This window comes from Pseudomonas sp. SDO5215_S409 (assembly GCF_054071325.1).
This window is the reverse complement of the sequence record NZ_JBSVWN010000027.1, coordinates 20,676-41,681: the sequence shown is the minus strand read 5'-3', so window position 1 is coordinate 41,681 and position 21,006 is coordinate 20,676. Positions and strand designations below refer to the sequence as shown.

General features: G+C 62.3%; 20 protein-coding genes and 1 pseudogene. 5 read left to right on the top strand and 16 right to left on the bottom strand.

What is annotated here, in order from left to right:
• The first annotated feature begins 241 nt into the window (after positions 1-241).
• A complete protein-coding gene (gene mgrA, locus ACW9H9_RS15545) occupies positions 242-1,273 on the top strand; it encodes an L-glyceraldehyde 3-phosphate reductase (protein WP_457344095.1) in 1,032 nt (343 codons plus the stop codon).
• Between the two features lie 39 nt (positions 1,274-1,312).
• Here mgrA and ACW9H9_RS15540 read toward each other — a convergent pair whose 3' ends face one another.
• From ACW9H9_RS15540 to ACW9H9_RS15500, 9 genes are all read right to left on the bottom strand, one after another.
• Positions 1,313-2,374: an AI-2E family transporter gene (locus ACW9H9_RS15540; protein WP_457344096.1), complete on the bottom strand. Its 1,062-nt coding sequence runs from the start codon at positions 2,372-2,374 to the stop codon at positions 1,313-1,315.
• Between the two features lie 98 nt (positions 2,375-2,472).
• The gene (locus tag ACW9H9_RS15535) at positions 2,473-3,336 is read right to left on the bottom strand and encodes a dioxygenase family protein (protein WP_457344097.1); all 864 of its coding nucleotides are present in this window, start codon (positions 3,334-3,336) and stop codon (positions 2,473-2,475) included.
• A 205-nt stretch (positions 3,337-3,541) separates the two neighbouring features.
• Complete coding sequence (locus tag ACW9H9_RS15530) at positions 3,542-3,736, bottom strand: tautomerase family protein (RefSeq protein ID WP_457344098.1); 195 nt, start codon at positions 3,734-3,736, stop codon at positions 3,542-3,544.
• 10 nt (positions 3,737-3,746) lie between these two features.
• Positions 3,747-4,784, bottom strand: coding sequence for a trans-3-hydroxy-L-proline dehydratase (locus ACW9H9_RS15525; RefSeq protein ID WP_457344099.1), 1,038 nt, complete (start codon positions 4,782-4,784; stop codon positions 3,747-3,749).
• Positions 4,785-4,861: 77 nt separating this feature from the next.
• Positions 4,862-5,797, bottom strand: a complete 936-nt coding sequence (locus ACW9H9_RS15520; RefSeq protein ID WP_457344100.1) for a dihydrodipicolinate synthase family protein — start codon at positions 5,795-5,797, stop codon at positions 4,862-4,864.
• 103 nt (positions 5,798-5,900) lie between these two features.
• A complete protein-coding gene (locus tag ACW9H9_RS15515) occupies positions 5,901-6,623 on the bottom strand; it encodes an amino acid ABC transporter ATP-binding protein (RefSeq protein WP_457344102.1) in 723 nt (240 codons plus the stop codon).
• A complete protein-coding gene (locus ACW9H9_RS15510) occupies positions 6,616-7,266 on the bottom strand; it encodes an amino acid ABC transporter permease (RefSeq protein WP_457344103.1) in 651 nt (216 codons plus the stop codon). The genes ACW9H9_RS15515 and ACW9H9_RS15510 overlap by 8 nt, the downstream gene beginning before the upstream one ends.
• 10 nt (positions 7,267-7,276) lie before the next feature.
• Entirely contained in the window at positions 7,277-7,942 is a 666-nt protein-coding gene (locus ACW9H9_RS15505) for an amino acid ABC transporter permease (RefSeq protein WP_457344104.1), read from the bottom strand.
• Positions 7,943-8,235: 293 nt separating this feature from the next.
• Positions 8,236-8,994 (bottom strand): ABC transporter substrate-binding protein, encoded by a 759-nt coding sequence (locus tag ACW9H9_RS15500; RefSeq protein WP_457344105.1) that lies wholly within the window; start codon positions 8,992-8,994, stop codon positions 8,236-8,238.
• 375 nt (positions 8,995-9,369) lie between these two features.
• Between ACW9H9_RS15500 and ACW9H9_RS15495 the strand changes: the two genes are divergently transcribed.
• Together ACW9H9_RS15495 and ACW9H9_RS15490 are read left to right on the top strand one after the other, a co-directional pair.
• Positions 9,370-10,953: an aldehyde dehydrogenase (NADP(+)) gene (locus ACW9H9_RS15495; RefSeq protein WP_457344106.1), complete on the top strand. Its 1,584-nt coding sequence runs from the start codon at positions 9,370-9,372 to the stop codon at positions 10,951-10,953.
• Between the two features lie 74 nt (positions 10,954-11,027).
• A complete protein-coding gene (locus ACW9H9_RS15490; RefSeq protein WP_457344107.1) occupies positions 11,028-11,702 on the top strand; it encodes a GntR family transcriptional regulator in 675 nt (224 codons plus the stop codon).
• A gap of 3 nt (positions 11,703-11,705) precedes the next feature.
• Here ACW9H9_RS15490 and ACW9H9_RS15485 read toward each other — a convergent pair whose 3' ends face one another.
• From ACW9H9_RS15485 to ACW9H9_RS15475, 3 genes and pseudogenes are all read right to left on the bottom strand, one after another.
• Positions 11,706-12,461 carry a methyl-accepting chemotaxis protein gene (locus ACW9H9_RS15485; RefSeq protein ID WP_457370433.1) on the bottom strand — a complete coding sequence of 252 codons (756 nt, stop codon included), beginning with the start codon at positions 12,459-12,461 and terminating at the stop codon, positions 11,706-11,708.
• Between the two features lie 102 nt (positions 12,462-12,563).
• Positions 12,564-13,385 (bottom strand): annotated as a pseudogene (locus tag ACW9H9_RS15480) (cache domain-containing protein); the annotation flags it as partial.
• Between the two features lie 70 nt (positions 13,386-13,455).
• On the bottom strand, positions 13,456-14,778 hold the full coding sequence (locus ACW9H9_RS15475; protein WP_457344108.1) for a Na+/H+ antiporter family protein: 1,323 nt from the start codon (positions 14,776-14,778) through the stop codon (positions 13,456-13,458).
• A 253-nt stretch (positions 14,779-15,031) separates the two neighbouring features.
• Between ACW9H9_RS15475 and ACW9H9_RS15470 the strand changes: the two genes are divergently transcribed.
• Positions 15,032-17,179, top strand: a complete 2,148-nt coding sequence (locus ACW9H9_RS15470) for a methyl-accepting chemotaxis protein (protein WP_457344109.1) — start codon at positions 15,032-15,034, stop codon at positions 17,177-17,179.
• Positions 17,180-17,272: 93 nt separating this feature from the next.
• On the opposite strand, the gene ACW9H9_RS15465 is transcribed toward ACW9H9_RS15470, so the two are convergent.
• From ACW9H9_RS15465 to ACW9H9_RS15450, 4 genes are read right to left on the bottom strand one after another with little or no spacing between them, the layout of a single operon-like run.
• Positions 17,273-18,592 carry a sensor histidine kinase gene (locus ACW9H9_RS15465; RefSeq protein ID WP_457344110.1) on the bottom strand — a complete coding sequence of 440 codons (1,320 nt, stop codon included), beginning with the start codon at positions 18,590-18,592 and terminating at the stop codon, positions 17,273-17,275.
• Positions 18,589-19,257, bottom strand: coding sequence for a response regulator transcription factor (locus ACW9H9_RS15460; RefSeq protein ID WP_457344111.1), 669 nt, complete (start codon positions 19,255-19,257; stop codon positions 18,589-18,591). The genes ACW9H9_RS15465 and ACW9H9_RS15460 overlap by 4 nt, the downstream gene beginning before the upstream one ends.
• Positions 19,257-19,580, bottom strand: a complete 324-nt coding sequence (locus ACW9H9_RS15455; protein ID WP_457344112.1) for a PepSY domain-containing protein — start codon at positions 19,578-19,580, stop codon at positions 19,257-19,259. The genes ACW9H9_RS15460 and ACW9H9_RS15455 overlap by 1 nt, the downstream gene beginning before the upstream one ends.
• Positions 19,580-19,708 (bottom strand): hypothetical protein, encoded by a 129-nt coding sequence (locus tag ACW9H9_RS15450; protein WP_457344113.1) that lies wholly within the window; start codon positions 19,706-19,708, stop codon positions 19,580-19,582. The genes ACW9H9_RS15455 and ACW9H9_RS15450 overlap by 1 nt, the downstream gene beginning before the upstream one ends.
• 148 nt (positions 19,709-19,856) lie before the next feature.
• On the opposite strand from ACW9H9_RS15450, the gene ACW9H9_RS15445 reads away from it, so the two are divergent.
• Positions 19,857-20,936 carry a patatin-like phospholipase family protein gene (locus tag ACW9H9_RS15445; protein ID WP_457344114.1) on the top strand — a complete coding sequence of 360 codons (1,080 nt, stop codon included), beginning with the start codon at positions 19,857-19,859 and terminating at the stop codon, positions 20,934-20,936.
• Positions 20,937-21,006: the final 70 nt, after the last annotated feature.

The window sequence follows — 21,006 nt, the reverse complement described above, 5'->3', positions numbered from 1 at the left end:
TTAACCCTCACACTTCGTCATTTTAAATGCCTTATCCTGAACAACCGCCTGCGTCTTCACAACATGGAATGCCTGAAAATAAATCAGCACACTATTGATTTATTTTCAGCACCCTTTGCCTTTCATGATTAACACATTTCTTTATGATTGGCCCCCCGGCGACTGTCGCCCATAACAACCCGCCTCTACCACCGCTCTGTTATCCAAGCCCTCACGTTCAACCGTAGACGAGTAACTTACGATGACTTATCAACCGGATCCAAACCGATACACCAGCGCCATGCCCTTTCGCCGTTGCGGCAAAAGCGGTATTGATCTTCCGGCGATTTCCCTGGGGTTATGGCAAAACTTCGGCGGCACGGACGTGTTTGAAACCGGCCGCAAGATCCTGCAGCGTGCCTTTGATCGCGGCGTCACTCACTTTGACCTGGCCAACAACTACGGCCCGCCACCAGGCTCAGCCGAAGAAAACTTTGGCCGCGTGATGAGCAGTGACTTCAAGGCCTATCGCGATGAACTGATTATCTCCACCAAGGCCGGCTGGCAGATGTGGCCGGGGCCGTACGGGGGCATCGGCGGCAGCCGCAAGTACCTGGTCGCCAGCCTCGACCAGTCGCTCAAACGCATGGGCCTGGACTACGTGGATATCTTTTATTCGCACCGGGTAGACCCCACCACCCCGCTTGAAGAAACCATGCGCGCCCTGGCCCATCTCCACCGCCAGGGCAAGGCGTTGTACGTTGGCATCTCCAGCTACTCACCGGAGCTGACAAAGCAGGCCGCCGCCATCCTGGCCGAAGAACGTGTGCCGCTGTTCATCCACCAGCCCAATTACTCCCTGTTTAACCGCTGGATCGAAAACGGGCTGCTGGACACGCTCGACGAAACCGGCTCGGGTTGCATCGCGTTTTCGCCCCTGGCCCAAGGCCTGCTCACCGATAAATACCTGCAAGGCGTCCCCTCGGATGCGCGTGTCACCCGCGGCGGCTCGTTCCAGCAAGACATGCTCAGCGCGGCCAACCTTGAGCGCATCCAGGCCCTGAACAAGATTGCCCAGCGCCGTGGCCAGACCCTCGCGCAAATGGCGATTGCCTGGGTGCTGCGCGATCCACGCGTCACCTCGGCACTGATCGGCGCCCGCACCGTCGAGCAACTCGACAACTCGTTGGGGGCCCTGGAAAACCTGGCGTTCTCCAGCGAAGAACTGGCCGAGATCGACCGCTATGCGGTAGACGGCGGCACGGACCTGTGGCGAGGCTCCGCTTCTCTGTAAGCCTGTGAGCGGCGCAAGCATTGCGCCGCTCTTTTACCCTCAGGGCAATTGCACCCGGGGTTTGGTTTCCACGAACAACGCCCAGCAAGACATGAACAACGCGGCAATCAACGGGCCGATCACAAAGCCGTTCAGGCCAAAGATCGACAAACCGCCCAAGGTGGAGATCAAGATCAGGTAGTCCGGCATCTTGGTGTCCTTGCCCACCAGGATCGGCCGCAGCAGGTTGTCCACCAGGCCAATCACGAACACGCCAAATGCCGCCAGCACCACGCCCTGCCAGATCATCCCGCTGAGCAGGAAATACAACGCCACCGGGCCCCACACGATGCCCGCCCCCACCGCTGGCAACAGCGACAGAAACGCCATCATCACGGCCCAAAGCAAGGCACTGGGGATGTCCAACAGCCAGAACATCAAACCGCCCAACGCCCCTTGCGTCACCGCTACCAGTACGTTGCCTTTGACCGTGGCACGCACCACGCGGTTGAACTTGAGTTGCAGGCGGCGTTTTTGCGGCTCGGCCAGCGGCACGGCGGTACGCACCTTGCGCACCAGCTCGGGGCCGTCGCGCAGCAGGAAAAACAGCAGGTACAGCATGATGAAAAAACTCACCAGGAACTGAAACGTGCCTTGGCCAAAACTGAAGGCCTGGCTGGCAAAGTACTGGCTGCCCTGCATCGCCGCTTTGACGATTTTCTCGCGCAGCCCTTCAAAATTGCCCAGGCCGAACCGATCGAGCAACTGCTGGGCATAGGGCGGCAGTACGTGCTTGAACTGGTCAATGTAACCGGCCAGGTCGAGCTTGCCGCTGGAAATGTTCTTGTACAGCGTGGCCCCCTCCTGCACCAGCAAGGCACTGGTGATGATCACCGGCAAAATCGCGATCACCAGGCACGCCGTCAACGTGCACAGGGACGTGAGGTTGCGGTTCCAGCCGAACTTGAGCAGCAGGCGGCGCTGCAGGGGCGCAAAGATGATGCCCAGGATCACCGCCCAGAACACTGCGCCGTAGAACGGCAGCAGTATCCAGATAAAAGCCAGGCTCACCAACGCGAGCAGCAACAGCAGGGTTTTGAATTGCAGCGTAGTTTGATTCATATCCGGTCCATGTCCAAAACAACCGGCGCGTGCGTGCGCCATGATGTTTAGTCCACTGCCAGAGCGCCGAGTGCCCTGTTTATTCAACCCGGGGCTGATCAGTCCTTCTGGTCCGCCAGGACGAAGTCACGCCGCAGCGCCGCCATCGGCCGCTCCACCACAGCCCCATAGGGTGTGACCCCAGCCTCGGCCTGCACCAGCGGCTCGATCAATGAGTCTTTCACGCCAAACACCACGTCGGAATCGAGGTAATCGCTGTCGGCCAGAAACAGGTGTGTCACCAGGGTGTCGTGCCCGGGAGCCGCGATCATGAAATGCACATGGGCGGGACGATTGGTGTGTCGACCTTGCGCCGCCAGCATCTGCCCGACGGGCCCATCGTCAGGGATGGGGTAGCTCACCGGCACCACGCCCACCACATTGAAGTTACCCTGCTCATCGGTGCGCACTCGCGCCCGCGAGTCCAGCGGTTCGCCGGCCCGTTGCACGTCGTATAAACCCTCGGCATCGGCGTGCCAGATGTCCACCGTCGCCCCCGCCACTACCGCGCCGTTCTGGGCATACACACGGCCTTCAATCAACAGTGGCACGCCTTCGCGCAGCGCACTGATCGACGCGCCATGCGCGACTTCGGGGGCGTGTTCGACAAAAAACGGGCCCAGTACGGTGGTCTCGGTGGTGTTGCCGGCCGCACGGTGGTTGATGGCGTCCACCTGCATGGACACGCCCAGCACGTCCGAAAGCAGGATGAACTCCTGGCGGGTGTCACTGCACATCTGCCCGGTGCGGGTCAGAAAATCGATGGCCTGCTCCCACTCCTGCTGGCTCGGCTGGACGTCCTGTACAAAGGCATGCAGGTGTTTTACCAGCGCCGTGCTGATCGCTTTGACCCGCGGCGTGCGGGTGTTTTCCAAGCGATTGATGACGGCGTCAGTGATAGTGTGTTCGTTGAAATTACGCATAACCGTGCCTCTGCAGGTGTGCCTGGCCGTTTAAAACAGCGACCATGCCGCGTACAGGTTGCCCAACGCAACGGCTGGATGAGCCCGCCTGGAAAACATCGACGATAGGAACGCAAATACCCTGTTTAACCGTCAAATCGGTCAATCATGTTGCGGGGCAACATCCCGGAAAACGCCCTTTCGGGCGCTTCCGCTCGGGCGCGAATCACGCTGTGCTCGGCGCCCCCAGGGATCGCCCGGCCACAAACCAGTCCGAAGGCGGCACGTCTTGAAACAACACCGTGACCTCGGCGGGGTCGGACGCCAGTTCGTTCACGAACTGCTGGGTGATGGCCTCGGCCAGGCGCGCTTTTTGTTCATCGCTACGCCCGGCAAACAACTCGATCTTTACGATTGGCATGCAAAAACCCTCAAAGCACCAGGCCACGTGGCCAGGTGTCGGACAACTGATAGCCCTCGGGATACGGATCGCTGGGGTCCAGCATCAGTTGCGAGGTGCCGGTGATCCAGGCGCGACCGGAAATGATCGGCACAATCGCCGCCCGGCCCGCAATGTCGGTGGCGCTGTCGATACGGCAGTGAAACTCCGAACCGATAATCGAGCGGCCAATGAACGTTTCGCCCACCGCCAGTTGCCCCTTGGCATGCAACACCGCCATGCGCGCCGAACAGCCGGTGCCACACGGCGAGCGGTCGATTTTGCCGGGGCGGATCACCACCGCGTTGGCGGCGCTGGCCACATTGCCTTCACGCGACAGCGGCGCGGCGATCTGGCAGAACGAAATATGGTTCCAGTCTTTGTTGAGCGGGTGGGTGAAGCCCAGTTGCTCGTTGGCCGCGGCGGTGATTTTCAGGCCCGTGGCCACCAGGTCCGCCGCTTCGTCGGCGGTGAGCGAGAAGCCAAGCTTGGTCGAATCGCAGATCGCGAAGCTGTCGCCACCGTAGGCCGTGTCGACCTGAATCGAACCCAGGCCTTCCACCTCGATCCACGCGTCCAGCTTGTCGGCAAAAGACGGGTGGTTTTTCACTTCCACGCGCTGCACCTTGCCATCGCGGCAATGGGCGGTGGCTTCGATCACCCCGCCCGGCGCTTCGAGCACCAGGCGCGTGATCGGCTCGACCATGGGCACAATGCCGCTGTCGAGCAGCACAGTGGCCACGCACAGCGAGTTGGAGCCGGACATCGGCGGCACATCGGCCGGTTCCATGATGATGAAGCCCATCTGCGCGCGCGGGTCTTTGGCCGGCACCAGCAAGTTCACATGACGGAACACGCCACCGCGCGGCTCATTCAGCACGAAGTTGCGCAGCACGTTGTCGCGTTCGATAAAGCGCGATTGTTCCCAAAGGGTGTTACCGGGCGGCGGCATGACGCCACCGACGATCACATCCCCTACTTCGCCTTCGGCGTGGCAGCCCACAACGTGCACAATTTTTGTCGATCTCACGGGACGTTTCCCTCTCGATTCAGCTGGCTGAGTGAATGGCGCGTTCAAGGCGGTGCATGTGCACCGCCTCGTCTGTCTTAAGCTTTAGACCACTGTGCGTACCACTCGCGGAACAGGGTGTATTGCGCTTCGGCGTAATGGCGCTGCGAGTCGCTCAGTACGTCGGTGTCGTAGAAATGCAAGGTGTATTCCAGGTCACCGTTAAGCACCATCAAGTGCTTGTAGTACAGCACCAGGTCGGTGCCTTCGTCGAACGACGACAACACGGCCAGGGCCGACTCCAGTTCTTTGGCCTGTTGGCGCGCCTTGGCGTCGCCCTTGGCGGCCGCTTTGCTCAGTTGTACCAGGTGCAGCACTTCACGTGGCAGGGCGTTACCGATGCCGGTGATGGCGCCGGTGGCGTTGCAGTTGACGAAACCATGCACCACTTGGGTGTCCACGCCCACCATCAGGGTCACGGCATCGTCCTTGGACGTGATGAATTCAGCCGCGTAGCGCAGGTCGGCGGCGCCGCCGAACTCCTTGAAGCCAATCAGGTTCGGGAACTCGCGGCGCAGGTCAAAGAACAGGTCCGCCCGCGTTGCAAACCCGTAGTACGGGCTGTTGTAGATCACCGCAGGCAAGGTCGGCGCTGCACTCAAAATAGCCGCGAAGTGGGCTTTTTGCGCGGCGGCCGACGCGCCACGGGACAACACGCGAGGAATCACCATCAAACCGTGGGCACCGACCTTGGCCGCGTGGGCGGCATGGGAAACGGCCTCGCGGGAGTTCACCGCACCGGTGCCGACGATGGTCGGGATGCCTGCCGCCACCAGGCGGGCGACACCCTCCTGGCGCTGGGCTTCGGTCAGCAACGGCCAGTCGCCCATGGAGCCGCAATACACCACGGCGCTCATGCCGATGTCGATCAGCTCGCGAGCCTTGGCCACCAGGGCGTCGAAGTCCGGTTGGCGATCGGGGGTGCAGGGGGTCATCAGGGCTGGCATGCAGCCGGAGAAAATGTTGTCGCTCATGTTGGCTCCTACAGAATCATTGCTGGGTTTAAAAATCATTTATTGGATATGGTATACGGTTAATTTCGTGGGCAAGAGGCCGTTAACCGGCCTCCTACCGGGGTCAAACCACGGACTTGAGAAACTCGATGGTTTCCGGCTTTTGCGGGTTGCCGATCACCTGGTCGGGCGTGCCGATCTCGTGAACGATGCCATTGCGGAAAAACGCCACCCGGTCGGACACATCCCGTGCAAAGCGGATTTCGTGGGTCACCAGGATCATGGTCATGCCGTCTTCGGCGAGCATGCGCATGGTGTCCAGCACCTCCCCCACCAGTTGCGGGTCGAGGGCCGAGGTGGCTTCGTCAAACAGCATGTAGTCCGGCGACATCGCCAGTGCCCGGGCAATGGCCATGCGCTGTTGCTGGCCGCCCGACAGCTTGCTGGGAAACACCTTGAGCTTTTCGCCCAGCCCCACGTGGCGCAGTTGCTTGACCGCGATGGCTTCGGCTTCGGCCTTGCTGATACCCAGCACCTTGCGCGGGGCGAGCATGACGTTTTCCAGCACGGTCAGGTGGGGGAAAGCGTTCCACTGCTGGAAAACGATACCGACCTTCTGGCGCAGTTTGTTCAAGTCGGTGTGCTTGTCGTGCACCTCGATGCCGTCCACGCGGATGCTGCCTTTGTGAATGGACTCAAGGCCATTGATGCACATCAGCAAGGTGGATTTGCCCGAGCCCGAGCCCCCGATGATGGACACCACCTCACCCTTTTCAACCGTCAGGCTGACGCCCTTGACCACTTCAAGGTCGCCAAAGGATTTGTGAACGTTGCTGATCTCAATCATTTTCCTGCCACCTTTTTTCCAACTGTGCGCCCAGACGGGACAGGGCCCAGCTCATGACGTAGTAAATAAGACCCACGATGCAGAGCACCAGCAGCGGCTCCTGGATGCGGGTGACGATACTTTGGGAGGCGCGAAGCAGTTCGACGATCCCGATCCACATGACCAACGAAGTGTCCTTCATCAGGCTCAGCAGCAGGTTCAACCACCCGGGAAACGCCACCCGGCTGGCCAGCGGCAGGACGATGTAGCGCAGGTCCTGCCAGTAACTCATGCCCAACGAACGGCTGGCGCGGCGAACCTGCGGCGGCACCGCGAGGATCCCGGCGCGCACGATTTCCGTGCAGTAGGCGGCGGCGTAAATGCCCAGCACCAGGCAGCCCACGGTAAACACGCTCCAGTTGAGGCCCACCATGCTTTTCATGGAGTTGAACAGCACGAACTGAATCAGCAGCGGCACGCTTTTGAACACATCCAGAATCAACGCCAACGGCAACGTGAGCCTGGGCGCCATGGCCCGCAGCCAGCCAAACACCACGCCCACCACGGTGCCGACGGCGATGGCCGCGAAGGTGAGCTGCAGGGTGGTCCAGGCGCCCTGTAACAGATAAATGCAGTCGTTTAGCGTAAGGCTTGTGTTGAACATGTCTTCACCCTTAATAACGGAACAGGCGCCAGCCCACGATGCGGGCGCCTACGACGATGGCTTTGGCGATGAGGTAATAGAGCGCTGCCGCCAAGGCGAAGAACTCGAACGTTCTGAACGTGCGCACGTTCAGTTCCTGGGTGACGCCGGTCAGGTCGTTGTTGAGGCCCACGATCACACCGGCGGACGTCATCAGCACCGACCACACCATCTGGTTGCTCAGGGGGTGAAAAACCACGCGTAACAATTGCGGCACCACAATCAAGCGGTACGCCTGAAAGGCATTCATGCCCAATGACCGTGCGGCCCGCACCTGAGTGTCGGGGATGGCCTTGAGGCCCCCGCGGAAAATTTCGGCCAGGTAGCCGGCGTTGTTAAACGTGATGCCCGCCATCAACGCGGCCCACGAACCCACCTGGATGTTGAAAGAGCCCAGGCCGAAATACAGGATGTAGATCTGAAACAGCGAGGGCGTGTTACGCGCGATAGACACCCAGGCCTCGGCAAACCCGCGCAGCAACGGGTTTTTAGCCCGGCGCATGGCCGTCAGCAACAAGCCGAGCACCATGCCCAACACCATCGCGAGGACGGCGGTCTGCATCGTGACCCAGGCCCCCGCTAACAGATCGGGCAACGCCTGGAAGGCGCTCCTCCAGTGGAAGGTGTAATCGAGCATTAATAGGCACCTCGTCGGGCTGGATCAGACTTATCGGATTTCGTATACGTTATATAAAGCAATAGCAGTGCCAGTTAACGACACGCTCCTGGAAATATAGTGGAGCCCCGCCGACAGGGGGTTTCGCGCTGCCATCAGTCCCCTGCCCGGCCCGCGTCGTTCAAGCGTTGCTACATTTGGGAACATTTTTGCGCGGCGGTGACCAAAATGTGGCGTTACCCCCCTTGCAAAAGCCGTGCGCCTAAACAAAGACGCCCGCATAAGCGGGCGTCTTCAGGGTTCACAGGTTGCGCTTAGTAGTAAACGCCTGGCACCAGCAGGGACTGCGGCTCGCCGCCCAGCCATTTTTTGTACAGTTCGGCGTAACGGCCGCTGCGCACTTGCTGGTTGATAAACAGGTTCAGGTAGTCGCGCAGGCCATACTCGCTGCGCTTGACCGCCAGCGACACGTAGTCAGGGGTATACGGCGCGTTACCCACCAGTTTCAGGCCCTTGTACTTGCCGGACTTGATCGCTGAAGCGCCCACGGCGCTGGTCACGATGGTCGCGTCGACATGGCCTTGCGCTACTGCCAGCAAGGTATCGTTTTGCGACTGGTAGGTCTGGACGGTGCCGGTGCCCCACTCCTTGAGCGTTTTGCCCAGGGCGTTGGCTTCATAGGAACCGGTGGTGGCGCCGACCGAACGGCCCTTCAGGTCTTCGAATTTTTCGATGCCGCTGCCTTCGTGAGTCATCACCTGAACCGAGAACACGAAGTAAGGAATGGTCATGGCCACGGCCTTGGCGCGCTCCAGGGTGTCGGACGTGGACGCCACAATAATGTCTGCCCGGTTGGACACCAGCGCCGGAATGCGATCCGGGAACGGGGTTTCAACGATCTCGGCAGTCACGCCCAACACTTTTGCCAGGTCGTTGCAGTAGTCAACGTCAAAGCCCACCGGCTTGTTGGACTCGTCACGCATGCCCATCGGCGGGAAATCGAGCGTCACCGCGCAACGCAGTTTGCCGGAATCAATAATGTCATCGAGCTTGTCGGCGTGAGCGGCGCTCATGAAACCAGCGGTAAGGCAGCCAAGCATAGCGATCGTTAAGGCGGATTTATTCACGGAAAACCTCGAAACGTTACGGTGGTTTGGATTTCGTATACGGTATAAGCATTAACCATGCCGTGATTTCAATGTGCAAGCATGTCGCTCTGCAATGCGGCTCTTGAGGCTCAAGGGCCTGGCCTGGCCCAGGCGCTTGCCTCAACGGTGTTACGAAATGGAGCGTAAAAGCGCTGATCGACCCAAAGCCGGGCAGCGGGTGTTCCCACTCCGGTCATTGCAGATAAGCACACAAAATCATCGACAGAAAAATAACGCGTGCTATATGGTATACGAAATACCTTGAATCACTTTCACCCCACTGCCCCAGGAGTCTTGTCGTTGAACATTCTCGGACACAACTTTATTGCCGGTCAGCGCAGCGCACTGGGGACCCAAACCCACGTCAGCCACAACGCCACCACCGGCAGCGCCCTGCCCTACACCTTTGTCCAGGCCACCGAGGCCGAAGTGGACGCCGCCTGTGACGCCGCCCAACAGGCCGCCCTCACGTTTCGCGACCTGCCCAGCGCCCGGCGTGCCGAGTTCCTGGAAGCCATCGCGCAGGAAATCGACACCCTGGGGCCAGAGTTCATCGAACTGGTGTGCACCGAGACGGCGTTGCCCACCGCCCGCATCCAAGGCGAACGTGGCCGCGTCACCCACCAACTGAGGCTGTTTGCGAGCGTGCTGCGGCGCGGCGATTTCTACGGTGCGCGCATCGACCTCGGCCTGCCCGAGCGCCAGCCCGCCCCCCGCCCCGACTTGCGTCAGTTCAAGATTGGCCTGGGGCCGGTGGCGGTGTTTGGGGCCAGTAACTTCCCGCTGGCGTTTTCCACGGCCGGGGGGGACACCGCCTCTGCATTGGCGGCGGGTCGCCCGGTGGTGTTCAAGGCCCACAGCGGCCACATGGCCACCTCCGAATGCGTCGCCGCCGCCATTGGCCGTGCGGCCGAACGCTGCGGCATGCCTGCGGGCGTGTTCAGCATGATTTACGGCAGTGGTGTCGGCGAGCAACTGGTCAAACACCCGGCGATCAAAGCCGTTGGTTTTACCGGCTCGCTCAAGGGCGGACGCGCGTTGTGCGACATGGCGGCCGCGCGGCCCGAGCCGATTCCGGTGTTTGCAGAAATGTCGAGCATCAACCCGGTGATCGTCCTGCCCCACGCAGCCAGGCTGCGCGGCCAGAAGATCGCCGAAGACCTGGCCAACTCCGTGGTCCTGGGCTGCGGGCAGTTTTGCACCAACCCCGGGCTGATCATTGGCCTGGCCGGTACGGACTTTTGCGGGGTGGTCACCGCCCTGACCGAGCACATGGCGCAGAAACCGGCGCAAACCATGCTCAACGCCGGCACGCTGGCCAGTTACCGCACCGGGGTGGAACGCCTGCGCAAAACCTTTGGCGTGGAACACCTGTGCGGGCGTGCCCTGGGGCCTCAAGCCGAACCGCAGCTGTTCAGCGCCGATGAAGAGTTGTTGATCGGCGGTGAAGAAGTCCTGCAAGAAGAAGTATTCGGTCCTGCAAGTGTTGTCGTAACCGCCTCCAACGTTGCCCACCTGACCCAGGCGCTGGAAAGCCTGCAAGGCCAACTGACCATCACCTTGCTGGCCGAGCCCGACGACCTCAAGGACTTTGCGCACCTGTTCGCACTGCTGCAAACCAAAGCCGGGCGCCTGCTGATCAATGGTTACCCCACCGGCGTGGAAGTGACGGACACCATGGTGCACGGCGGCCCCTACCCGGCCACGTCGGATGCGCGGGGCACGTCGGTCGGCACGCTGGCCATCGACCGGTTCCTGCGCCCGGTGTGTTTCCAGAACTTCCCGGACTTCGCACTGCCCGACGCGCTCAAGGACGCCAACCCGCTGAACATCCGGCGGCTGGTCAATGGCGTGGTCACCGACGCCCCCGTGCTCGCCCAGTAGCCGTCAGAGGACCATAGCGGGCGCCAGGACAATCCGTATAACATATACGCCTTCGCCCGCTCAGGAGAGCCACCGTGTCACTATCTCTTTCAAATGCCCCTAACCTCGGTGTGGCGCCTTCGGCTTCGGAAGTCATTGCCAAATACCTGCGAAACGCGATCATCACCGGCGAAATCGCCGAAGACGATCCGATTCGCCAAGACGACATCGCCAAAACCTTCAACGTCAGCAAAATCCCGGTGCGTGAAGCCCTCAAGCGCCTGGAGGCCGAAGGCCTGGTGGAGTTTCAACGCAACCGCGGGGCGATGGTCACGCGCATCAGCGAGGCGGAACTGGCGCAGATCTTCGAGGTGCGGGTACTGCTCGAAGTGGAGATCACGCGCTACGCCATCCCCAACCTGACCGAAGAACACTTCACCCGCGCCTATGCCATCCTCGACGACTTCCTCTCCGGGGACGACGCAGGCCGCTGGGCCGAGATGAACTGGGCGTTTCATGCCTGCATCTATGAAGCGGCGCAGCGCCCGTTCATGTTCAACATGATCCGGTCCATCCACGACAAGATCGAGCGCTACCTGCGCATGCAAATCGTGTTGTCCGACGGCAAGGCCACCGCCGATGCGGAGCACCGCGCCATCGTCCAGGCCTGCCAGGCGCGGGATGTGGCGCTGGCTGCGCGGCTTATCGAAGAACACATCCATGGCGTCTGCGCCGCGCTGTTCGACCACTTGCCCAAGCCACGGCCTTAAGCCTCAGATGCGGAACTGCCCCACCAGTTGACCCAGGCGCTGGCCCAGGTCCGCAAGGCTGCGCGAGGTCTGGGCGCCCTGGCGGGTTTCATCGGCCACGCTGTCCACGGCCACGGCGATCTGGTGCACGCTGCGGTTGATGGCTTCGGCCACCGCCGTCTGCTGCTCGGCCGCACTGGCGATTTGTGCGTTCATTAAGTTAATGGTGCCGATCAGTTGCGCCATGGTGTCCAGTGACGCCCCGGCCTCGTTGGCCTGCGCCGAAGTGCCGTCGCCCGCGTCGCTGGAGCGGCGCATCGAGTGCACCGCCGCTTGTGTACCCGTTTGCAGGCGGTCGATCATGCCCTGGATTTCCTGGGTGCTCTGTTGGGTGCGGCTGGCCAGCGCACGCACTTCGTCGGCCACCACCGCAAACCCGCGCCCCGCGTCCCCGGCCCGTGCCGCTTCGATGGCCGCGTTGAGCGCCAGCAAGTTGGTCTGCTCGGCAATGGAACGAATCACCCCCAGCACGCCGACAATCGACGACACGTCTTGCTGCAAACCGTCCAGGGACACGCCGCTGCTGCGGATATCACTGACCAACGCATGGATCTGCGCGATGCTGGCGTCTACCACGCGCTTGGCCGCGTAGCCTTCAGCGTCGGTCTGCTGCGCCGCCACTGCCGCGCCCTGGGCGCTGTGTGCAACCTCTTGGGCGGCCGATGACATTTGGTTAATGGCCGTGGCCACCTGATCCGTCTCCTGGCGCTGGCGTTCCATGGCCTGTTCCGAGCGCTGGGCCTGCTCGGACACCTGGCCTACAAGGCCGGTGAGTTGCGTGGTCATTTCGGTGATCTGGCGCACCAGGCCGTGGATCTTGTCGACAAAGCGGTTGAACGAGCCTGCCAGCTCGCCCAGCTCGTCCTGGCTGGTCAGGGCCAGGCGGCGCGTCAGGTCGCCCTCGCCTGCGGCGATATCGTCAAGGTTGACCTTCATCAATTGCAGCGGCCGCAAAATGGTATTGACCACCACCAGCCCCACCGCCGCAATCACCAGTAACACCACCCCGGCGACCCCGACGATACTCAGCACCACGCCTTCCATGCGTTTTTCGACCTTGGCCTGCACCACCGCCACCTGCGCCTCGATGCCGTCGAGGTTCACCGAGGTGCCGATCACCATGTCCCATTTGGGCAGGTATTCGGTGTAGCCGAGCTTGGGCACCAACGCTGCCTGGCCCGGTTGGGTCGAGCTGTATTGCAGGTAGTGGGTGCCGTCCTTGCCGACTTTCACCAGGTCGCGGTTGAGGTAGACGCCATTGGGGTCGCGGTTGTCCTTGAAGCTCTTGCCCACGCCGTCCGGGCTGTTGCCCTTGAACAGGCGAATGGTGTCGGAGTCGTAGCCAAAGAAGTAGCCGTCCTTGCCATACGCGGTGTTGGACAACAGTTTGACCACCTGCGCCCGCGCGCTCGTATCACCGGGAGCGGCGGCGTCATACAACGGCTTGATGCTGCTCATGGCCACTTCGACATACCCCTTGAGGGTCGTCTTGGCGTCGTTGAGCAGGTTCTGGCGGGTTTCTTCCACCTCGTGACGGGCCTGTTCCCGAAGGATCCAGACCGTGGTCAGGCTGATGACCACGGCAAATATCAAAACCGGCAGGACAGCCAAGGACAGCACTTTGGCCTTCAGACTCAGACGCATGGTTTTCTCTCTTATTAGGCGGCTATAAGAGGTTAACGGCCAATTGCCATTATTCTGTAGGCGCCGTCGGTCATAACGTCATGGCGGCCAACCAGCCAAACGCCAGCAGCGGCAGGTTGTAGTGCAAGAAGGTCGGGACCACGGTGTCCCATATGTGGTGATGCTGACCGTCGATGTTCAACCCGGACGTCGGCCCCAGGGTGGAATCCGACGCGGGCGACCCGGCGTCGCCCAGCGCGCCCGCGGTGCCGACGATGCACACGATGGCCAGCGGGCTGAAACCCAATTGCACGCACAGCGGCACAAAAATCGCTGCCAGGATCGGCACCGTGGAAAACGACGAGCCGATGCCCATGGTCACCAGCAGGCCCACCAGCAACATCAGCAGCGCGCCCACACCACGGCTGTGCCCGATAAACGCGGCAGATGCTTGCACCAGGGTGCGCACCTCGCCAGTGGCCTTGAGCACTTCGGCGAACCCCGACGAGGCGATCATGATGAAGCCGATCATCGCCATCATCTTCATGCCTTCGGTGAACAGGTCATCCGTTTCGCGCCAGCGCACGATGCCCGACACCGAAAAAATCAGGAACCCGGCCAGCGCGCCGATGATCATCGAGTCCAGCCACAGCTGAATGATGAACGCGGCGGCGATCGCAAGGCCGGCCACCAGCAGGGTCAACGGGTTGTACTGCACCGCCACCTGCTCGACCCGCTCGATTTTCTCGAGGTCGTACACGCGTTTGTTGCGGTAACTGACAAACACCGCCACCAACAGCCCCACCACCATGCCCAATGCGGGCAGCCCCATGGCATGGGTGACGTTGACCTGGCTGACATCCACCCCGCTCCTGGCCACGTTGGCCAGCAGGATCTGGTTGAGGAAGATGTTGCCAAAGCCCACCGGCAGAAACATGTAGGGCGTGATCAGGCCAAACGTCATCACGCAGGCGATCAGGCGCCGGTCCAGTTGCAGCTTGGTCAGTACGTACAGCAGCGGTGGCACCAGCAGCGGGATAAACGCGATGTGGATCGGCAAGATGTTTTGCGAAGCGATCGCAACGACCCAGAGCAACCCGATCAACAGCCATTTGACGTGACTGCCGCCCGTGGCCTCCTGGCGATCCACCAGCAGCAGGGCTTTGTCGGCCAGCGCATGGGCCAACCCGGACTTGGCAATCGCCACCGCGAAAGCGCCCAGCAAGGCGTAAGACAACGCCACCGTGGCCCCCCCGCCCAGGCCGCTGTTGAACGCCTTGAGCGTGGCGTCGATCCCCAACCCGCCCGTCAGCCCCCCTACCAGCGCCCCAACAATAATCGCGATGACCACATGCACGCGCGACAGGCTCAGCACGAGCATGGTGCCGACCGCGGCAATGACTGCATTAACCATGGATACCTCAAGGTAGAAACATCAAAAAACGGCAAAACACGGACAAGCCCGCCCCGGGCGGCCGAGGGGACGGCTGCCGGAATGCGGGCACAAAGGCGTTTTATTAGAGGGCGCGCACTGTGCAGCAGGCGGGCAGACATGTCAAAGCGCGACGTCGCAAACAGTTTTTAATTGAACGCTTGAATAAAGAAAAACCCATGGCGGTCGATACCCTGATTCTCCCCTGTCGTTACGCAAGGTTAAGGAAGCCGCCATGTCCCTCAGACAGCTGTCCATTCAATGGAAAATCACCCTGTTGGCCGGCCTCTGCCTGCTGGGAATCGTGACCCTGTTGGTGGGTCTGTCGCTGTACCGCATGGACCAGAGCGCCAGCCTGGTCAAGACGTCCAGCATGCACATGCTCGACGAGGCCGCCCAGGCGCGCATCGAGGCCCAGGGGGACGTGCAGGCGCTGAGCATTCGCCAGCAGTTTATGGACGCCTACCAGTACGGCCACGGGTTTTCCCGCCAGGTATTGTTCCTGCGTGAACAGGCGCAAAAACGCTTCCTGGATGCCTTTGACCTGCGTGAAGACCTGACGCATCAGGTCAAGGCCGCGCTGCAAGCCAACCCCGACCTGCTGGGCCTGTCGCTGGTCTTTGAAGCCAACGCCCTGGATGGCAAGGACGAACTGTTCGCCCACCAGCAAGACCTGGGCAGCAACGAAAAAGGCCGCTTCGCCCTGTACTGGTCCCAGCCAGTCCCCGGCAAGCTCACCTCGATGCCGCTGCCCGAAAGCGACATGGCCGACGAAAGCGTGGGCCCCAGCGGCGAAAAAGCCAACGCCTGGTTCACGTGCGTGCGTGCCACCCTCAAGCCCTGCGTGATCGAGCCGTATTTTTATGTGATCGACGGGCAAAACGTGCTGATGACCAGCATCGTTTTCCCACTGATGGTCGACGGGAAAGTCATCGCCTCGCTGTCGGTGGACATCAACCTCAACAGCTTGCAGGCCATCAGCCAACAGGCCAGCCACAACCTGTATGACGGCCAGACCGCCGTGAGCATCATCAGCCCGGTGGGCCTGCTGGCAGGCTACAGCCCGGATGCAAGCAAACTCAGTCAGCGCCTGGACAAGGTCGATCCCGCCAGTGGTGCGCAGTTGATCGGCTCACTGGCCAGCAGCCAGCAGACCCACAGCCTGCGCGCCAATCAGCAACTGAAGGTGCTCGCGCCGTTCGTACCGGTGCCCGGTGGCAAACCCTGGGGCGTGTTGCTGGACGTGCAGGAAAAAGTCCTGATGGCACCCGCCGAAGGCCTGAAGGCCCGGCTGGATGCCGACAACACCCAGGGCACCTTGCTCGAGCTGGGCCTGGGCCTGCTGGCAGCGGTCGCCGGCTTGTTGCTGGTGTGGCTGATGGCCCGCAGCGTGACCCGGCCGATCCTCGGCGTGGCGCACATGCTGGAAGACATCGCCAGCGGCGAAGGCGACCTGACCCGCCGCCTGGCCTATGACAAACGCGATGAGCTGGGCGAACTGGCCGGTTGGTTCAACCGTTTCCTCGACAAACTGCAACCGGTCATTGCCCAGGTCAAACGCTCGGTGCAAGACGCGCGTGGCACGGCCGACCAGTCGGCGTCCATCGCCACGCAAACCAGCGCGGGCATGGAGCAGCAATACCGCCAGGTGGATCAAGTGGCCACCGCATCCCACGAAATGAGCGCCACCGCCCAGGACGTAGCCCGCAGCGCGGCCCAGGCCGCCCAGGCCGCCCGCGACGCCGACCAGGCCACCCGCCAGGGCCTGAGCGTGATCGACCGCACCACCACCAGCATCGACAGCCTGGCCGCCGACATGAACACAGCCATGGGCCAGATCGAAGGCCTGGCCGCCGACAGCGAAAAAATCGGCTCGGTGCTGGAAGTGATCCGCGCCATTGCCGAGCAAACCAACCTGCTGGCGCTCAACGCCGCCATCGAGGCCGCCCGCGCCGGTGAAGCGGGCCGGGGGTTTGCGGTGGTCGCCGACGAGGTGCGCAACCTCGCGCGGCGCACCCAGGAGTCGGTGGAAGAAACCCGCGTCGTGATCGAGCAGTTGCAGAGCGGCACCCAAGAGGTGGTCAGTTCCATGGGCAAGCGCCATCGCCAGGCTCAGGGCAGCGTCGAGCAGGTGGGCCAGGCCGTGACAGCCTTGCGCCAGATTGGTGATGCGGTGACGGTGATCACCGACATGAACCTGCAAATCGCCAGCGCTGCCGAACAACAAAGCGCGGTGGCCGAAGAGATCAACAGCAATGTCGCAACGATTCGGGATGTGACCGAGTCGCTGTCCGAACAGGCCAATGAATCGGCGCGGGTCAGCCAGGCGCTGAACAGCCTGGCCAACCAGCAGCAAGGCCTGATGGACCAGTTCCGGGTGTGACGGGCGGCCAAACCCCGCCGGAGTGAGCAGGCTTGCCCTGCGCCGGGCCGCCTCGCGGCCCCTCCCCGGTTTAGCTGACACCCATCACTGTTTTCAGGGCTGGCGCCTTGGCAGCTCGATGAGCACTTTCAGGCCGCCCAATCCGCTCTCCTGCAACTGCAGCACCCCGCCCCACACTTCGACGATATCGCGCACGATCCCCAGCCCCAAGCCGTGGCCGTCGGTCTGCTCGTCCAACCGCGTGCCCCGGCTGAACACCTGGTCACGCTGGGCCTGCGGAACACCCGGGCCGTCGTCTTCCACCGTCAGCCGGTAACCCGTAGCGGTTTCGTCGATGCTCAGCACAATCTCCGCATCCGCCCATTTGCAGGCGTTGTCCAGCAGGTTGCCCAGCAACTCCAGCAGGTCTTCACGGTCCCACGGCAATTGCAGGCCGGGGGTCACGTGATACCGCAAGTCCAGGTGCTCGCCATGGATCATCCTGAGCGTCGCCAGCAGCCCCGGCAGTTCGCCATCGCAGTCAAACATCGCACCCGGCAAGGCGTCACCGGCCAGGCGGGCGCGGTTGAGTTCGCGGTTGAGGCGCTGCTGCACGTGCTCCAGCTGTTCGCGCAGCAGTTTGCTCAGGTGCGGGTGGTCTTTGAGCTGTTCACTGGAGGCCACGCTCAACAGCACCGCCAGTGGGGTTTTCAGGGCGTGGCCGAGGTTGCCCAAGGCGTTGCGCGAGCGTTTCAGGCTGTCTTCGGTGTGGGCCAGCAGGTGGTTGACCTGCGCCACCAGCGGCTCCAGTTCCACCGGCACCTGGGTGTCCAATTGCGAGCGACGGCCCTGCTGCAATTGGGCGATCTGCTCACGGGCGGTTTCCAGCGGGCGCAAGGCCCGGCGCACGGTGACGCGTTGCAACACCAGGATCAGCAACAGCGCCGCCAACCCGAGCACCAGACCGATTTGACGCATCAGGCGAAAGCTTTCCCGCACCGGGGTGTAGTCCTGCGCCACGCTGATGGAAATCGATTGGCCAAACCGCTTGTAGTCCGAGCGCAGCACCAGCAACTGCTGGCCTTCCGGGCCCAGCTGCAGGTTGCCCTTGAGCTCGGCCTGGGGCAGGCGCGGCAGTTCCTGGTCCCACAGTGAGCGGGAACGCCAATGCACGTCGGAAAAGTCGATACGAAAATAGTGGCCGGAAAACGGCCGTTGATACGCAGGAGACAACCGGTGCTCATCCAGCTTGACGCCATTGGGGCCGCGCACCAGTGCCACCAGCAGGTTTTCGCTGTCGTTGCGCAAACCCGATTCCAGGTAGCGTTGCAGGCCCATCTCAAACAGCCACAGGCTGGTCTGCGCCAGCACCAGGCCGATGATCAGCATCACGCTGATCAGCCCCAGGCTCAGGCGCCGCTGGATCGACTTCATGCAGGGTTGGCGCCGAAGCGATAACCCTGGCCGCGCCGGGTTTCGATCACGCTACGGCCCAGTTTGCGGCGCAGGTGGTTGACGTGCACTTCCAGCACGTTGGAGTCGCGCTCGGTTTCGCCGTCGTACAAGTGCTCTGCCAAGTGGCTTTTGGAAAGGATCTGCTCGGGGTGCAGCATGAAGTAGCGCAGCAGGCGAAACTCGGCGGCGGTCAGTTGCACCTCTTCGCCTTCGCGCATCACGCACTGGCGCCCCTCATCCAGGTGCAACCCGGCCGCCTGCAAGGTCGGCTGGTTGGCGTGCCCGTGGGAGCGGCGCAGCAACGCCTGGATGCGCAAGTGCAACTCTTCGGGGTGAAACGGCTTGCTCAGGTAGTCGTCGGCACCGGCCTTGAGCCCCTCGATGCGCTCGGCCCAGGAGTCACGGGCAGTGAGGATCAGCACCGGCGTGGCCAGCCCCGCCGCGCGCCATTGCGCCAACACTTCAAGGCCTGGCACGCCGGGCAGGCCGAGGTCGAGCACGATCAGGTCGTACGGTTCGCTGCGCCCCTGATAGACCGCGTCGCGCCCGTCGGCCAGCCAGTCCACGGCGTACCCCTGACGATTGAGCCCGGCCATCAGTTCATCGGCCAACGGCACGTGGTCTTCCACCAACAGCAGGCGCATCAGTCGTCTTCCTTGTCTTTGAGCAACTCACCGGTATTGGCGTCGAGTTCGATCTCACGCACCACGCCTTCGACGGTCAACAACTCGATTTCATAGATGTAGCGCACAGGGCGATCCTTATGCTCTTCAAGCTCGGCATCCAACAACCGCGCGCCCGGATAACGCGCCAATGCGGGCCCCAACAATTGCTCCAGCGGCGCGATGGCCCCCGACCGACGCAGGTGCAGTGCCTGATCCTGGCTCAGGTCATGGGCCTTGAGCGCCGAGCAAAAGAGCACAAGCACCAGCGCCACATGACCGCCGCCGCGCAGATTTACCTTCATTACGTTTCCTGATGATCCTTGAGGACACCGCCTGTGACAGCGTCCAATGCGTGCAATGCCGCGTCCGCCACCAGGACGCAGGCCTGGGCGATGATACGGGGGGCGACAGAGGCTGTGAGGGTTTTCATCAAGCGTCTCCGTTTCAGGATATTTTGCCTACAGGTCGCACAATAATGGATCCAACTTAACTGAAACTGAATTGCCATCATGGCAATCGCCTGCCTGCCGCCCGGGAAGTTTTCCTATACTGCCCCGCTTGCTGCCACAGAGACTGATATGACGGCCATCCACATAAACTTCCCCGCCCTGACGCTCAAGGCCGGTACACGCGCGTTTGCGCGCATCCGCGAGCAGGGCCTGGCACCGGCCGACGTCGGCATTCTGCCCGGCGCGGCGGGCGGGCCCAAGGCACTGGGCATCCAGGGCCTGGACCTGGCGCTGTTCGGCGACTGGCTCCCCCGCGCGCCCCGCCCACGCGCGCTGATCGGTGCCTCGATTGGCGCCTGGCGGTTCGCCAGCGCCTGCCTGCCCGACCCGGTGCAAGGCCTGCTGGACCTGGGCCGCCTCTACAACGAGCAGCGCTTTGCCAAGGGCGTGACCATGGCCGAGATCAGCCGCAGCTGTCAGCGCATGCTCGATGACCTGCTGGCCGGGCGCGATGCCCAGGTGCTCGGCACCCCAGACTATCGACTGAACATCCTGGTGGTCAAAAGCCACGGCCTGCTCGCCGACGACCACCGTGGCCGCCTGGGCCTGGGGTTGTCCTCAGTGATCGCCAATAACCTGCGCGGTCGCGCCCGGCTGTCACGCCACTTTGAACGGCTGATCCTCCACGACCCGCGCCAGGCGCCCCCGCTGCACCCCTTGAATGACTTTCCCTCGCGCTTTCTTGCACTGGACGTGAACAACCTGCGCCAGGCACTGCTCGCCTCAGGCTCAATCCCCATGGTGATGCAAGGCGTGCGCGACCTGCCCGGCGCGGGCAGCGGCACCTACCGCGACGGCGGGTTGTTGGACTATCACCTCGACCTGCCCTACCACGGCGACGACATTGTGCTGTACCCGCACTTCACCGACCGGGTCATCCCCGGCTGGTTCGACAAAAGCCTGCCGTGGCGCCGCGCCAGCCAGCAAGGCCTGCAGGACGTGTTGCTGCTGGCCCCCTCCCGGGAGTACCTGGCCCGCCTGCCCCACGGCAAACTGCCGGACCGCAGCGACTTCAAGCGCTTCATGGGCGACGACGCGACCCGCAATAAATACTGGCAAACGGCAATGAGCGAAAGCCAGCGCCTGGGCGATGCGTTTCTGCAACTGGCCGACAACGGCCAATTGGGCGAGCACCTGCAAGCCCTTTGACCCAGTGGTATGCGCGGCGGGTGGGCAAGCTGTTAGACTCGCTCGCTGCCAGACACCTGACCGAGCCGAG